This window comes from Cobetia sp. 10Alg 146 (genome assembly GCF_029846385.1).
GTDB lineage: Bacteria > Pseudomonadota > Gammaproteobacteria > Pseudomonadales > Halomonadaceae > Cobetia > Cobetia marina.
On record NZ_JARWKT010000009.1, the window covers coordinates 144,608 to 160,171 of the forward strand.

Genomic DNA, 15,564 nt, shown 5'->3' on the forward strand with positions numbered 1-15,564 from the left:
CATGCCTACTCTCCCGCCCATTCCCGCAGGCTACCTTTGCGCACCCGCCGGACAGCATGTGACAGCTCGCCCTGCTCGGCAAGACGCTGGATGACCGCAGGCAGCGCGGCGCGCACCTGCTCGGCTGACATGCCGGGGGAGAGCTCCGGGGCATAGAGCATCTTGAGCAGCACGTAATCCAGCGGACTCAGCCAATGATCCACCGTGACGTCGCTGAAGATGGAGGGGAACACCCTGTCCGAATCATTGGGCAGCCCCATCAGCTGGGCGCTTTCCTCGACGACGCAGTCCACCAGGCGTGCCTTCTGGCGGGCGTAGTCGACCGGAATCAGGATCAGCCCACTGGCGATGGCCTGGTCGGCCCCGGTCTTGAACAGCGTCAGGCACACGCCTTCCCGCAGTGCCTTGCGCATGCCCGGTGTGCTGGCTTGCTGCTTGCCGACGTAGGCGGCGGCCTCGTGAGTCATGTGGTCCCGGGCGATGAAAGCGATGCGCAGGTTGGCCTCTCTGGCGGAGGACACGAAACTCAGCGGCTGGCCGGTGATGGCGGAGAGATGACGAAACTGGACCTGGCTCAATTGGCGTTGCAGGCGGGCGTCACCCAGCTGCGAATCGAGCCAGACCGTGATCGGCACCTGCCAGCGGGTGAGCGAGGCGCTGCTGCCGGGCTGGTATTCACGCTTGAGCGCCACCTCCAGAAAGCTGTCCGTCAGCACATCGGCGCGCTGCCAGCGCTCGGCGGCCTGGCTGACAGGCACCGACATCAGTGAGGCGAGCAGGGAGATCGACAGTGACAGCACCTTGAGGCGCGGACGACGGCTACGCAGGCGACAGCGGGACATGGGAGGCCTCGGTGATGAGCGACTCGTCCAGCATGCCTGAAAGCGGTGCAGCAAATGCACAAATGCACGAATGCCCCGGCTGTCCGGGGAGACAGGGCGGGGCATTCGTGTCATGGCGGATGTGCTGCTCGCGGGGCGAGTCAGCAAACGGCGCGGGTCAGATGAAGGCCAGATAGATGGCGATCACCAGCACGACCAGCAGCAGCGCACAGACCTTGGCACCTTTCCAGGGGGTCATGTCGATGGCGCCGACATCCTGCTGGATCCACGGCTCGTCACGCGGTGCCAGCTTGCCGATGATCAGCATCATCGCGATCAGCAGCACGAACACCAGGCCGACGAAGTGGAACTCGTGGATCACGTCCAGCACACCGGAGAAGGCCGGCACGAAGTAGACCACGCCGATCACGCTGCAACCGATCAACAGCGCCAAGTTGGCGGCGATGGTCGGCACGCGACGCGTCAGCAGGCCCATCAGCACCACGGCGAAGATCGGGATGAAGTAGATGGCATTCATCTTCTGCAGGTAACCGAACAGGCTCTCCTGACCGGCCAGCAGCGGCGCGAGGGTCATGGAAGCGATCGCCAGCACCCAGCCGAAGCCCTTGGAGACCTTGACCACTTCCTCGTCGCTGGCATCACGGCGCAGGTGCGCCTTGTAGATGCCGGTGGAGAACAGCGTGGTGGTGGCGTTCAGCGCCGAGTTGAAGGATGACAGGATCGCCCCGACCATCGCGGCGGCGAAGAAGCCGGTCAGCGGTGCGGGCAGCACGTCGAACACCAGCTGGCCGTAGGCGCTGTCGGCCTTGACGCCGGAAGAGGCGTAGAGGTGATAGGCGATGATGCCGGGAATCACCAGATACAGCGGGCCCAGCAGCTTGAGCGCGCCGGTCAGCAGCACGCCTTTCTGGCCCTCGGCGAGGGTCTTGGCGGCGAAGGTGCGCTGGATGATCTGCTGATTGGTACACCAGTAGAAGAAGTTGATGATCATCACGCCGGTGAACAGGGTCGAGAAGGGCACCGACTGGTCTTCACTGCCCATGGAATTGAATTTCTCGGGATTGGCGGCGGTCAGCGTGTCCCAGCCAGCCATCACGCCCTGGCCGTCGCTCACGGCATCGAGACCGAACCAGACGATCAGCATGCCGCCGATCAACAGTCCCACGCCGTTCAGGGTGTCGGAGATGGCGATGGAGCGCATGCCACCGAACAGCGCATAGATGGCACCGATGATGCCGACCACCCAGATGGTCATCCACAGCAGTGCATTGGGAGAGCTGATCCCGGTCAGCGAGGGCAGGTCCAGCATGCCCTGCAGGCCGATGGCACCGGAGTACAGGATGATCGGCAGCAGGATCACCGCATAGGCGAACAGGAAGATGAGGTTGGTGATCAGCTCGGTGCTGCGCCCGTAACGCAGCGCCAGCAGTTCCGGCAGGGTGGTGATGCCGCTCTTGAGGAAGCGTGGCAGGAAGAACAGCGCCATCACCACCATCGCCAGCACCGCCATGACCTCCCAGGCCATCACCGACAGACCATCGGTGAAGGCGGCGCCATTCAGACCGACCATCTGTTCGGTGGACAGGTTGGTCATCAGCAGCGAGCCCGCGATCAGCGGGAAGGTCAGACTGCGTCCGGCGAGAAAATAGCCGGTGGAATGCGAGGTGTCATCGCGATGTGTCCACCACCAGGTCAAGGCGGCGACCAGGCCGGTAAAGAACACGAAAGAAACAAGGGTAAGGGCGTGCATGGGAGGAGGGTTCCTTGATGCTGGCTGGCGCGACGTCTGGCTCACGGGCACTCGGTCCGCGCGGCGATTCGGCGATCAGTCCAGCAGTATCGATGCAATGCACACAGCGAGCTGTGTCATCGTCCGTGACGAGACTCACCGGTAACATTCGCGGCAAGTCTGGCGACAGTGTAGGTATCTCCCGAGTTCCTGCTATCCGCCATTTGTAGAACATACGTTGGTTTCGGGGCTTGGCTCGCCCCTGTCGGCGTGATGGCGGGCAGAGGAAACGTGTGTCAGGCCCGCCTTGTAAGGCCGCCTTGTGAGACCCGCCTTGTAAGACCCGCCTTGTAAGACCCGTGACGCGAGGCCTGCCGCGCAACGCAAGCGCCCCGTCTCGGCGAGGAGAACGGGGCGCAGGCGTGCCAGGGGGACACCGTCAGGTCATGCAGTGCTCAGCCGGCGAAGGCCAGATAGATGATCATCACCAGTATGAGAAGAATGATGCTGGCGATGCGCGTGCCAGCCCAGGGCGTCATGTCGATGGCACCGACATCCTGCTGGATCCAGGGCTCGGCACGCGGTGCCAGCTTGCCGATCACCAGCATCAGGGCGATCAACAGCACCAGCACGATGGCGATGAAGTGGAAGTTGTGCACCTTGTCGACCAGCTCGGAAAGCACCGGCACGAAGTAGAACAGGCCGATGACCGCACAGCCCAGCACCAGCGCCAGATTGGCGGCGATGGCTGGCACGCGCCTGGAGAGAAGTCCGACCACGATCACCGCCAGCAGCGGGATGTAGTAGATGGAGTTCACCTTCTGGATATAGACGAACAGGCTTTCCTGAGTCGCCAGCAGCGGCGCGATGGTCATCGCGGCGGCCGCCATGATCCAGCCCGCCCATTTGGACGCCTTGACCACCTCTTCATCGCTGGCATCCGGCTTGAGGCGTGCCTTGTAGACATCGAGACTGAACAGCGTGGCGGTGGAGTTGAGCGCCGAGTTGAAGGACGACAGGATCGCGCCGACCATCGCCGCGGCGAAGAAGCCGGTCAGCGGGGCAGGCAATACGTCGAAGACCAGGCGACCGTAGGCGGCGTCAGCCTTGATGCCATCACCGGCGTAGAGCTGGAAGGCGATGATGCCCGGCAGTACCAGGTACAGCGGGCCCAGCAGCTTGAGCGCGCCGGTCAGCAGCACCCCCTTCTGGCCTTCGGCCAATGTCTTGGCGGCGAAGGTACGCTGGATGATCTGCTGGTTGGTACACCAGTAGAACATGTTGAGCAGCAGCACCCCGGTGAACAGGGTCGAGACCGGCACCGACTGGTCATCACCGCCCAGCGAATTGAGCTTCTCCGGGTGGGTCTCCTTGAGTGTCTCCCACCCGGCGAGAATGCCGTTGCCATCACTGATCCGATCCAGCCCGTAGTAGACGATGATCATGCCGCCGATCAGCAGCCCGATACCGTTCAGGGTGTCGGAGATGGCGATGGAGCGCAGACCGCCGAAGAGGGCATAGATGGCCCCTGCGATGCCGACGGCGATCACGGTGCCGGTCAACAGCACCATCTGGGAATCGATGCCGGTCAGGGCGTGCAAATCCAGCACGCCCATCAGGCCGAGGGCGCCGGAATAGAGGATGCTGGGCAGCAGGATGATGGCGTAGGCCAGCATGAAGATCAGGTTGGCCAGCAGCTGGGTGGTGCGATCGAAACGCAGTGCCAGCAGCTCCGGCAGGGTAGTGATACCGCTCTTGAGGAAGCGTGGCAGAAAGAACATGGCCATCGCGACCAGCGAGACCACGGCCACCACCTCCCAGGCCATCACGGAGAGGCCATCGGTGAAGGCGGCCCCGTTCAGGCCCACCATCTGCTCGGTGGAGAGATTGGTCATCAGCAGGGAGCCTGCGATGATCGGGAAGGTCAGACTGCGGCCGGCAAGAAAGTAGCCGGTGGAATGGCGATGGTCGTCACGACGGGTCAGCCACCAGGTGATCACGGCGACCAGCCCCGTGAAGAACACGAAGGAGCTCAGGGTGAGGGCATTCATGGCGTTATCCTTGTTGAACAACAGGGCTCGGAGGCCTGCCTGCTCAGTTGCCATCACCCGATTGGCCTGCCTCACCGTTGGCGCGCGGTACCTCGAGGCAGGCGGTCAGTGATCGACAACCAGCGTGCCGATCAGTGTCAGAGAAATGCGCTCACCTCTCCATTGACAATTTGTCTGACATTTTTCCCCAATTGTCTGAAGCGTGCAGACATAGCAGCGTGACTGGATGTCCTCTTCCGGCGCAGCGGTCTTCTCGAGTGGCTCTGGGGAAGGCGGCACCCGACAGGCGGCCCAGACAGGCGAATGCCCCATTCACTCGAGAATCCGCCCTCGGGATCCTGTCGTGCACGGGGCATTCGGGGTAGGGCGTGAACCGCGTGTGTCGCGGGAAGATCAGCCCATTCGCGACTCAGGCGTCAGCACCTTCTGATAGAGCGAGGCACCGTGGATGTCCTTGAGCGTGACGGTCAGTGCTTCGCTCTCGGGATCAAGATCCACCTGACCGAAGAACTGGAACCCTTCGCTGGGCGACATGTTGGCACGGCCTTCCGGCGGTGCCTTCACGAATTCCAGTCTTGGCCCGAAGGTATTGTCCAGCTCGCCAGGGCCGTAGGTGCCGGCATGGATCGGCCCGCTGACGAATTCCCAGAACGGCGTGAACTCCTTGAAGACGGCGCGCTCGGGCGAGTAGTGGTGCGCGGCGGTGTAATGGACATCCGCCGTCAGCCACACCAGGTTCTGGATGTCGTGATCGCGCACGAACTTCAGCATCTCCGCGACTTCCTGTTCGCGTCCCAGCGCCTCACCATCGCCATTGGCACCGTTCTCGAAATTGTCGCCGTCACGCACCAGCAGGCCGATGGGCATGTCGGAGGCGATGATCTTCCAGGTGGCGGTGCTGGCCTTGAGCGACTGCTTGAGCCATGCCAGCTGATCGCGCCCCAGGAAGTCGGTCTCGGGGCCACGCCCGGACTGGCGATTGGCGGAATTGGGGCCGCGGAAGCTGCGCATGTCGAGCATGAACATCTCGAGCCCCGGGCCGAAGCTGAAGTTGCGGTGGATGCGTTCCGGCGCGGCTGGGCCGGTCCGCAGCGGCATGTTCTCGAGGAAGGCACGACGCGCATTGGCGGACAGCACGTCGAGATTCTTCTCGGTGTAGCGATCGTCCTCGAGAATCTCGCCCGGATACCAGTTGTTGGTGGTCTCGTGGTCATCCCACTGGGCGAACATCGGCACCTCGGCATTGAAGCGACGCAGGTTCTCATCCATCAGGTTGTAGGCGTACTGACCACGATACTCGTCCAGGGTCTCGGCGACCTTGGACTTGGCCGGTGTGACGATGTTGCGCCACAGGCTGCCATCGTGCTGAGTGACGCTCTCCTCGAGCGGGCCATCGGCGTAGATGGTGTCGCCGGAATGCAGGAAGAAGTCCGGCTTGACCTGGCGCATCGTCTCGTAGAGGCGCAGGCCACCGAAATCCGGGTTGATCCCCCAGCCCTGGCCGACGGTGTCACCGGACCACACGAAGCGCAGCGCACGCGGTGTCTGGGCGCTCGGCGGCAACACCAGGCGACCGGCGGTGGCCTCGCTGATGGCGCGGTGGTCATCCAGCGCCGCATAGCGTACCCGGTAGAAGACTTCACCGCTGGCATTGGCGCGGGTGTTGATGCGGGTCAGATCCAGCTTGCTGGTCAGGCCGTCGGCCGGCAAGGCCACGGGGCCGCGCATCTGGAAGGCGCCACGCATCTCGATGTTGTCGGCCAGCTCGATCAGCATGCGGGCCGGCTTGTCGGTCTGACTCCACAGCATGGCGCGGCTGGCGGTCACGTCGCCGCTCATGACGCCAGAGGGCATGCCCGGGCGACGGCCCTCGGCCATCACGATGGCCGGGGCGCCCAGCAGGCCTGAGCTTGCCAGCAGGCCCACGCCGGCACCCTGAAGGCCACGGCTCAGCAGGCGTCGGCGGTCCATTCGCGAAGGTGCGCCGGCGCGTGCGGCATGCGAGTCACCGGGGCTCGCGTTCGCGTCGTCCTGCGAGGTGGGCGAGGCAGGTGTCGTGCGCGAGGAGCGGGAAGGTAGCAGATCAGACAGACGGCGGGACATGAAGGGCTTCCTTGTTACGGTCTGGCATCAGGATGGCAGCGGCGGCAAAGGTGCCGCGGTGGCTGACAGGGCTCACGGGAGAGGCTACTTTCCATGCTCAAGATGACGATCAGGTGTCAGAACCATGATCGCCATGCAGTCCCGTGAACCGGCAGCGCGACGTCCGGCCGTCAGAGCCTCCTTGCGGTGTTGCTGTGTTGCGGATTCTCTTTGCCTTGTGGCCGCTCGCTCGCTTTCTCGCTCTCTTTCTCACTCGCTTTCTCTGTTTACCTCTTCCCTTTGCGACTTGCTGTCACTTCTTGCCACTCCCGGATCAGGACACCTTTCATGAGTCCCTCACGCCCCTCCAACCCGACACCTTCATCGTCCACCCCCGCGCCATCGGATGCCGACAGGCTGATCGCGGATAGCCATCCCCAGACACGGCCGGTGCTCGCACATTGGTTCACTCGACTGACGCCCAAGGACTGGTTTCGCAAGAGCGAGGCCCTCGATGCTCAGCTGCGCGAACGATTCGCGGAGCTGCTCGAGCAGGCACTGGTCTGTGAACTGTGGGAGTGGCGCACCACTCCCGGTGGTCGGCTGGCGGAAATCCTGGTGCTGGACCAGTTCGCGCGCAATATCCATCGCGATACCCCGCGTGCCTTCAGTGGCGACAGCTTGGCACTCGCGCTCTCCCAGCAGGCCGTGGCGCTGGGGGATCTCGAACGCCTCCCGCTGGCCTGGCAACCCTTCGTCATCATGCCGTGGATGCACAGCGAGTCGTTGCGTGTCCATGAACACGCTGAAGCGCTGTTTGCACGCCCAGGGCTCGAGGACACGCTGCGCTTCGAGCGACGGCATGCGGACATCGTGCGTAGATTCGGCCGTTACCCGCACCGCAACGCGATTCTCGGCCGTGTTTCCACGCCACAGGAGGAGGCATTTCTTCGCCAGCCCGGCTCCTCGTTCTGACAATCGGGAAATCTGACCCTTTTAATTTCGCGAGATCGTCTCCAAGACATGTTCATCGGGCGCACAGCGCCACTTCATCCGCAAGAAAGGAGACAGCAGATGGGTATCATTCTTGGATTGATCATCGGTGGTCTGGCTGGCTGGATCGCAGGCAACATCATGCGTGGCGGCAGCTTCGGCATTCTCGGCAACATCGTCGTCGGTGTGGTCGGTGGCCTGCTGGGCAGCGTCATCTTCAAGCTGCTGGGGCTGGCCTCCACCGGCATCATCGGCTCGCTGGTCGTCTCGATCGTGGGGGCGGTGGTATTGCTGTGGATCGTCTCGAAGGTCAAGTCCAAGGCCTGACGACGCGGCGCCGGCGAACATCGTCAGGCGTTCCACAGCAGTTCAGGTCGCAGGTGCATCAAGTCCCACGTGGGTGTCCTAAGGGATTCATTCGAGACACCCGCCGCATGGAAGTCGCCTGTCATCGGTTGCCCCTGACAGCCAGACGGTCCTCGTGACCGTGACAAGGCAGCCTGACAGGACACCGCAAGGCCGAATCAACTTCGACGCCATCCCGGATGGCGCGTTGCAGATCTAGCGAAAACAGGAGCGTTTGAGCATGGCGAGCAATGAGCACGATTCAGCATCCTCACCCCAGTCAAATGCCGACAGCGCCAAGTGCCCGTACCACGAGGGCCAGAACCGCTCGGCAGAAGCGGAGAACCCCTATACCCATCCCAATCGCAACGGGCCACATGACACCCAGCCCAATGCCGGGGATGGCAAGGCCAAGGACGAGGCGCTGGAGACCTATCGCGCGGATGCCGAGGGGCATGACCTGCGTACCAACCAGGGATTGCGCATCGCGGACAACCACAACTCGCTGAAGGCGGGGGAACGCGGTCCGACCCTGATGGAAGATTTCATCTTCCGCGAGAAGATGAACCACTTCGACAACGAGCGTATTCCGGAGCGTATCGTCCACGCGCGTGGCGCGGCCGCGCACGGGTATTTTCAGGCGTACGACAATGCCGCCAGGTACTCCAAGGCCGGCGTGTTCCGTGATCCGTCCAGGAAGACACCGGTGTTCGTGCGTTTTTCCACCGTACAGGGCTCGCGCGGCTCCAATGACACCGTCCGTGACGTGCGCGGCTTCGCGACCAAGTTCTATACCGATGAAGGCAACTGGGATCTGGTCGGCAACGACATCCCGGTGTTCTTCATCCAGGATGCCATGAAGTTTCCGGACTTCGTGCACGCGGTGAAACCGGAGCCGCACAATGAGATTCCCCAGGGGCAGTCGGCTCACGACACCTTCTGGGATTTCGTGTCGCTGATGCCGGAAACCACCCACACCGTGCTGTGGACCATGTCGGATCGTGCCTTCCCGCGCCATTACCGCAACATGGAAGGCTTCGGCGTGCATACCTTCCGTCTGATCGACCGTGAAGGCGTGTCGCGCTTCGTCAAGTTCCACTGGAAGCCGGTGGCGGGTACCTGCTCGCTGATCTGGGATGAAGCCCAGAAGCTGTGGGGACGTGACCCGGACTTCAATCGCCGCATGATGTGGGATGACATCAAGAACGGTGCGCCGCTGGAGTGGGAACTGGGCATCCAGGTGGTGGAAGAGAAGGATGAACACAGCTTCGATTTCGACATCCTCGACCCGACCAAGCTGATCCCCGAATCGCTGGTGCCGGTGGTGCCGATCGGCAAGATGGTGCTGGATCGCAATCCGGACAACTACTTCGCCGAGACCGAGCAGGTGGCCTTCAATCCGGCCAACATCGTGCCGGGTATCGACTTCTCCAATGACCCGCTGCTGCAGGGGCGTCTGTTCTCCTATCTGGATACCCAGATGCTGCGTCTTGGTGGACCGAACTTCCACGAGATCCCCATCAATCAGCCGGTGTGTCCATTCCACAACAACCAGCGCGATGCCCAGCATCGTCAGACCATCAACACCGGGCAGGCGTCCTACGAGCCGAACTCCATCGATGGTGGCTGGCCCTCCGAGACGCCGCCTGCGGATGAACATGGCGGCTACGAGCCACATCATGAGCGCATCGAGGCGCACAAGGTGCGTGCGCGCAGTGCCTCCTTCGGGGATCACTACTCCCAGGCCACCCTGTTCTGGAACAGCCAGACCGAGGTGGAGAAGGAGCACATCATCGCGGCCTACACCTTCGAGCTCTCCAAGGTCGAACGCCCGTGGATCCGAGAGCGGGTGATCACCGAGATCCTGCCCAACATCGATCTGGAGCTGGCGCGTCGTGTCGGTGAGAACCACGGTATCGAGGCGCCCACCACCCAGCCGGCGCCGAAAGGGGAGCTGGGCACCAGTCAGGTCGAGAGCGACCCGGCGCTGAGCCTGATGGCGCGCATGCCCGACAGCATCGCGACCCGCAAGGTGGCGATTCTGGCGGCCGATGGCGTGACGATGGAAGATGTGCGCTCCATCCAGAAGCAGCTCAGCGATGAAGGTGCCGAAGGGCTGCTGATCGCGCCGAGCATGGCACCGATCAAGGCCAGCGATGGCAGCATGCTGGCGCCGGACGCGATGCTCAATGGTCTGCCGTCCGTGGCGGTGGATGGCGTGGTCGTGGCCGGTGGCGAGGGTAGCGTCAAGGCGCTGGCCGCATCAGGGCTCGGCCTCTACTACGTGCAGGAGGCTTACAAGCACCTCAAGCCCATCGTGGCGATCAGTGAAGGCAAGGAATTGCTGGCCGCCGCGCGCGTGCCGGTCGAGGAGGGTGTCATCCTGGTGGATGATGTGCTCGCCGCCAGCCTGCCATTGCGGGATGCCCTGTTGGCTCACCGGGTGTGGTCGCGTGATGCGCGTGCCAATCAGATGCCAGCATGAGGCGCTGACGCCCCACAAGGCATGATGTGACCCACCAAGCCCCCTGACCTTTGAAGGTCAGGGGGCTTTTTCATGGTCATGATGCGGTCATTTGTGGACGTGAAGATGGGGTGGCGGTGAAAGGTGTAAACAAGGTTGGTGATGCCGCCAGGTTGAGTGCCGTCCTGCGGTTCACGCCGCTGAGAGTGGCTGATAGGCTCGGTGATAGGGGCTGATTATCGAAGGCATGCTGGTAATTGATTATCGCTAGAAGCACCAGGTGCGTAAGGTAAGCAGGCATCAAGGGGCCACAAGCCAGCACATGCCGGGCAGGCATCGGCCCCGACCCGATTCGACAATGGGCTGCAGGCTTTCACATCAAGCAGCGCATGAAAATGTGACATCAGCAGCATCTGGCCTTGCCAGTCGAGTTTGATAGCGCTTTTTTCTACCTGACAGGAGAACGTCAACATGTCCCAGACTCCACGCTATACCACTGGTAATGGCGCCCCGGTGCCTCACGATGACATCAGCCAGACAGCGGGCCCGAATGGCTCCCTGACCTTCGACAACTGGCGTCTGTTCGAGAAGCTGGCGCACTTCAACCGTGAGCGCATTCCGGAGCGTGTCGTCCACGCCCGCGGCGTCGCAGCCTACGGCACCTTCACCCTGACCCGTGACCTGTCTGACCTGACCATTGCCCGCTTCCTGCAGGGCGTCGGCAAGCAGACCCCGATGCTGGCACGTTTCTCCACCGTGGCCGGTGGTCAGGACAGCGGCGACAACACTCGTGACGTGCGCGGCTTCTCCCTGAAGTTCTACACCGAGGAAGGCAACTGGGACATGGTCGGCAACAACACGCCGGTGTTCTTCATCCGCGAGCCATCCAAGTTCCCTGACTTCATCCACACCCAGAAGAAAGACCCGCGCACCAACATGGTCGACTGGCAGAACCGCTGGGAGTTCTGGGCCAACCATCCGCAGGCGCTGCATCAGGTCACCATCCTGATGTCCGACCGCGGTATCCCGAAGTCGTTGACCACCATGAACGGCTACAGCTCGCATACGCTGAGCCTGTGGAACGACAAGGGCGAGCGTGTCTGGGTCAAGTGGCACTTCAAGACCGACCAGGGCCACGAGACACTGACCGATGACGAAGCGGCACAGGTCGCACCGGACTTCCACCAGCACGACATGTTCACCCGCCTCGAGCGTGGCGAGCGTCCGAGCTGGACCGTCAACCTCCAGGTGATGACTGAGCAGCAGGCGCGCGACTACCACATCAACCCCTTCGATCTGACCAAGGTGTGGCCGCACGGTGACTTCCCGCTTATGGAAGTCGGCAAGATGGAACTCAATCGCAACCCGGAGAACTACTTCGCGGAGGTCGAGCAGTCCGTCTTCTCACCGTCCAACTTCGTGCCGGGTATCGGCGCCTCCCCGGACCGCGTGCTGCAGGCACGTCTGTGGGCCTACGCCGATGCACACCGCTATCGCGTCGGTGCCAACGCCGAGCAGCTGCCGGTCAACCGTCCGGTCTGCCCGGTCAACCACTACCAGCGTGATGGCGTGATGGCGGGCATGTGCCCGGTCACCGGTCACGGTGGCGGTCCGCTGGGCGGCCAGGTCGGCCAGGGCGTGCCGGGAGAGACGAAGGAAGGTGGCCAGTACTCGCGCACCAACTTCTACCCCAACGAGCGTGCCGATCACGGCGCCCCGGTGCCGGACGCCACTGTCGCCGAGCCGCCGATGCCGCTGGAGCAGAACGCCTGGATGGGCTATCACGACAACAGCGATGAGGACAACTACAGCCAGGCCGGCAATCTCTACCGCCTGTTCGATGAAGGTCAGAAGTCGCGCATCACGGACGTCATCGCCGGCACCATGGTGGGTGTCAGCCACGTCGTGCAGGACAAGATGATCGCGCACTTCCGCCAGGCGGATGCCGACTACGGCGAGCGTGTCGCGACCAAGCTGGCCAGACTCGATCCGCGCTGAGTCAGTCATGTTGCACCCTTCGTCAGGTCAGTCATGACCCTTTGAGCTGACGAAAACCTCAAGGCCCCCGCCGGTTACCCGGCGGGGGCCTTGTCGTTAGGTGAGTCGCAGAGCGCCGTGCGAGCGTCAGCCGTTGCTGCGGGCGGTCGTTTCGCTGCCTGCTTTCTCGCACACGCCCAGTGCCCACAGCAGGAAGGCGTCCTGGCGCGCATTGTCACGCCAGGCCTTGAAGCGTCCCGAGGCACCGCCATGACCGGAACTCATGTCGGTGCGCAGCAGCACCGGATGCGGCGTGCAGTCCATCTGGCGCAGGCGGGCATACAGCTTGGCCGGTTCCCAGTAGGGCACGCGGGTATCGTGCCAGCTGCCCTGCAGGAACAGCGGCGGGTAGGGGGCGGCGCTCAGGTTGTCCAGCGGGGAATAGGCGCGGATGCGACGCCGCGCCTCGCTCTCGTGCGGGTTGCCCCATTCGGTGTATTCCGCGGTGGTCAGCGGCAGCTCCGGATTTTCCATGGTGCGCAGCACGTCCACGAAGGGCACATCGAGCACCGCGGCGCAGAAGGCCTCGGGGCGCTTGTTGAGGCTGGCCCCGACCAGCAGGCCACCGGCGCTGGCACCGTAGGCGGCAATGCGTTCCGCGGCCCCGACGCCTTGCTCGACCAGCGCATCCCGCGCGGCGAGGAAGTCATTGAAGCTGTTTTCCTTGTGCTCCAGCTTGCCGGCCAGATACCAGGGCTCGCCACGATCCCCACCGCCGCGCACGTGGGCGACGGCAAAGGCGACGCCACGGCTGAGAAGCTCCAGCCGCGCGATGGAGAACCAGGGGTCCAGTGTTTCGCCGTAGGCACCATAGCCATAGAGCAGTACCGGCAGCGGGGCGTGGGGGATACCCTCGCCATCACACAGGTCACGGCGCATCACCACCGAGACGGGCACCTGCTCGCCATCGTCGGAGGTGGCCCACAGACGACGGCTGATCAACTGCTCTGGCGCGAGATCGCCATGCACGGTCTGGCGCTTGAGCAAGGTGCGCTCACCCGTGTCAAGATCCAGCTCGATCCAGCTCGGCGGCGTGGTGAAGCTTTCCTCACGGATGCGCAGGCGGCGAGCGTCGAAGTGCGGGCAGTCGCCCAGCCCCTGGCTCAGCGGTTGCTCCGGCATCGCCAGGCGTTCGTCGCGGCAGATCGTTTGCGTAGGCGCCGTGCCCTCGAATTCGATCACGCGCAGCCAGGCCTGGGCCTGACGGTGATCGCGTTCATCGACCATCAGGCCCCAGGAAAACGCCTCCACGCCTTCCAGCGTCACGTCGTCGCGAGTGGTGATCAGCGGCTGCCAGTCGCCGGGGGCATGCTCGGTGGCGATATCCAGCTGGAAATGCGGCGCCTCCTTGTTGTGCAGCACATAGAAGTGGCCGGGGCGGTGATCGATGCCATATTCGACGCCGGTCTCGCGTGCGCGCACCAGCGTCATCTCGCCCAGTGGTGCCGCGGCCGGCAGCAGCCAGGATTCACTGGTGTCCTTGGACGCGGTTTCCAGTACCAGCCAGTCCCGTGAACGGGTCTTGCCCATGCCGACCCAGAATTCGCTGTCTTCCTCACGGTAGAGCAGCGTCTCGGCACGGCTCTCGATGTCCAGACACCAGATCTCGAAGGGGCGCTGGGTGCTGTCATAGCGCGTGAACAGCAGGTGCCGACCGTCCTCGGCCCACACCAGGTCCGGCCCGATATCCTCCAGCAGACATTCATCGTCCTGCCCTGCAGGCCGGGCCTCGCCACGCACTGGCGTGCGCGCGTCGCGGTCAGCCGCGCTCAGTGTTGCAAGCCGCAGGCTGAACACCTCGTCGCCGCTGGTGTCCAGAGTCCATGCCAGTCGTTGCTCATCGGGCGAAATGGCCATGTCGCCCAGTTCGACGAAATCGTGATGGCGCGACAGGGCCTGCAGGTCCAGCAGACATTCATGGCGCGAGCGATCCGTGGGGTCCGCCTCCAGCGGATGGCGCCACCAGACGGGATACTCCGCGTCAGCGGCGGTCTCGCTCCAGTAGACGTGATGGTCGAGGGCTTCCGGCAGACTGGAAACGGCGAGTTCGCGACGGGCCAGATGTCCGGTGTAGAGGGCGTCAGTCAGTGACTCGAGTGGCGTGAACCAGGTATCGCTCTCGGCATTGGCAGCCTCGAGAAAGGCCTTTACCTCTGGTGTGTCGCGCGCTTCAAGCCAGTGCCAGTGGGGGTCTTCGGCACGATAATGACGCTGGACGGGGCTGTCGGACATGGCTACCTCTTGAATGTCGTGTGCCCGAGTGTGTCGGGCGGGCTTGGAGTGTAACATTGAGCCTGTCCCACAGTGTTCGCAAGCCCTTGCCGCGAGCGGCATGTCGCGTCCCTGGTTGGCGATGAGCCGTGTCTGACGTCATGCGGTGAGCGGCCCCCTGAGTGGGGAGGATGTGATGGCTGGCCTTATATCGAAGACCTGACACAGGTCTCGCCAGGAAGTTCTGACAGGAGTGAAGGGCATGTTGATTTCGGATTCTCTGCCGCAGATGTGGCTGATCTATCTTGGCCTGGCGGCAGTGGTCTTGGTGACCGGTTATCTGGCGGTTCGCGCCTTGCCGCGCTTCATACGCTGGATCGTGGTGGGAGCGGTGGCCGGCATGATCGCGGTGCCGACCGGTTTCCACGTGACGGCCAGCGTGCCGGAAGATTCCTATGGTGGTACGGCGCCAGCCATCGTGGCCTTCGCGGTGAGCCTGATCCAGAAGGATGGCAGCGGCATGGCCTCGGCCTTTGCCATGCTGGTACTGGGCATCGGAGCGGGCGTCGCGGCGGGTCTCGGCATCTGGTGGCTGGGTCGTGGCCGTGAGCAGCGTCGGCGTGAAATGGCCCGCTCGCGTCAGCGTCGCGCGTCAAGTGCCGACGAAGAAGAGAACGACGACCTGCACGGAGAGGGCCTGCGTGCCGAGCGTCGTGACATGTCCGCCGGTGGCGCCACACGCTCGCGCGCCGCGCGGGATCGTCAGGAACCTTCTCTCTGATCAACGCTGCCCGGGCTTGCCCATGGGTG

At 63.4% G+C, this 15,564-nt stretch carries 10 protein-coding genes; 5 read left to right on the top strand and 5 right to left on the bottom strand.

Translation table 11 applies throughout. The annotated features are described in order from the left end of the window. Nucleotides 1–5: 5 nt before the first annotated feature. The 4 genes from QD172_RS15160 to QD172_RS15175 all read right to left on the bottom strand — a co-directional run bounded on the left by QD172_RS15160 (nt 6) and on the right by QD172_RS15175 (nt 6,725). Entirely contained in the window at nt 6–842 is an 837-nt protein-coding gene (locus QD172_RS15160; RefSeq protein ID WP_279856191.1) for a DUF2927 domain-containing protein, read from the bottom strand. A 157-nt stretch (nt 843–999) separates the two neighbouring features. Continuing rightward, nucleotides 1,000–2,592 carry a solute:sodium symporter family transporter gene (locus QD172_RS15165; RefSeq protein WP_136938999.1) on the bottom strand — a complete coding sequence of 531 codons (1,593 nt, stop codon included), beginning with the start codon at nt 2,590–2,592 and terminating at the stop codon, nt 1,000–1,002. Between the two features lie 434 nt (nt 2,593–3,026). Then, nucleotides 3,027–4,622 (bottom strand): solute:sodium symporter family transporter, encoded by a 1,596-nt coding sequence (locus tag QD172_RS15170; protein WP_077379247.1) that lies wholly within the window; start codon nt 4,620–4,622, stop codon nt 3,027–3,029. Nucleotides 4,623–5,015: 393 nt separating this feature from the next. Further along, complete coding sequence (locus tag QD172_RS15175) at nt 5,016–6,725, bottom strand: alkaline phosphatase D family protein (protein ID WP_279856192.1); 1,710 nt, start codon at nt 6,723–6,725, stop codon at nt 5,016–5,018. A 327-nt stretch (nt 6,726–7,052) separates the two neighbouring features. Here QD172_RS15175 and QD172_RS15180 point away from each other — a divergent pair, with 327 nt between their 5' ends. The 4 genes from QD172_RS15180 to QD172_RS15195 all read left to right on the top strand — a co-directional run bounded on the left by QD172_RS15180 (nt 7,053) and on the right by QD172_RS15195 (nt 12,504). Further along, a complete protein-coding gene (locus QD172_RS15180; RefSeq protein ID WP_279856193.1) occupies nt 7,053–7,679 on the top strand; it encodes a DUF924 domain-containing protein in 627 nt (208 codons plus the stop codon). 99 nt (nt 7,680–7,778) lie between these two features. After that, nucleotides 7,779–8,024, top strand: coding sequence for a GlsB/YeaQ/YmgE family stress response membrane protein (locus QD172_RS15185; protein ID WP_084209300.1), 246 nt, complete (start codon nt 7,779–7,781; stop codon nt 8,022–8,024). Nucleotides 8,025–8,283: 259 nt separating this feature from the next. Further along, a complete protein-coding gene (katE, locus tag QD172_RS15190; protein ID WP_279856194.1) occupies nt 8,284–10,527 on the top strand; it encodes a catalase HPII in 2,244 nt (747 codons plus the stop codon). Between the two features lie 450 nt (nt 10,528–10,977). Continuing rightward, the gene (locus tag QD172_RS15195) at nt 10,978–12,504 is read left to right on the top strand and encodes a catalase (protein ID WP_084209298.1); all 1,527 of its coding nucleotides are present in this window, start codon (nt 10,978–10,980) and stop codon (nt 12,502–12,504) included. Nucleotides 12,505–12,630: 126 nt separating this feature from the next. Here the strand turns inward: QD172_RS15195 and QD172_RS15200 are convergent, their stop codons facing one another. Then, nucleotides 12,631–14,775, bottom strand: a complete 2,145-nt coding sequence (locus tag QD172_RS15200; RefSeq protein ID WP_279856195.1) for a prolyl oligopeptidase family serine peptidase — start codon at nt 14,773–14,775, stop codon at nt 12,631–12,633. Nucleotides 14,776–15,016: 241 nt separating this feature from the next. Here QD172_RS15200 and QD172_RS15205 point away from each other — a divergent pair, with 241 nt between their 5' ends. Then, on the top strand, nt 15,017–15,535 hold the full coding sequence (locus tag QD172_RS15205; protein ID WP_279856196.1) for a hypothetical protein: 519 nt from the start codon (nt 15,017–15,019) through the stop codon (nt 15,533–15,535). Nucleotides 15,536–15,564: the final 29 nt, after the last annotated feature.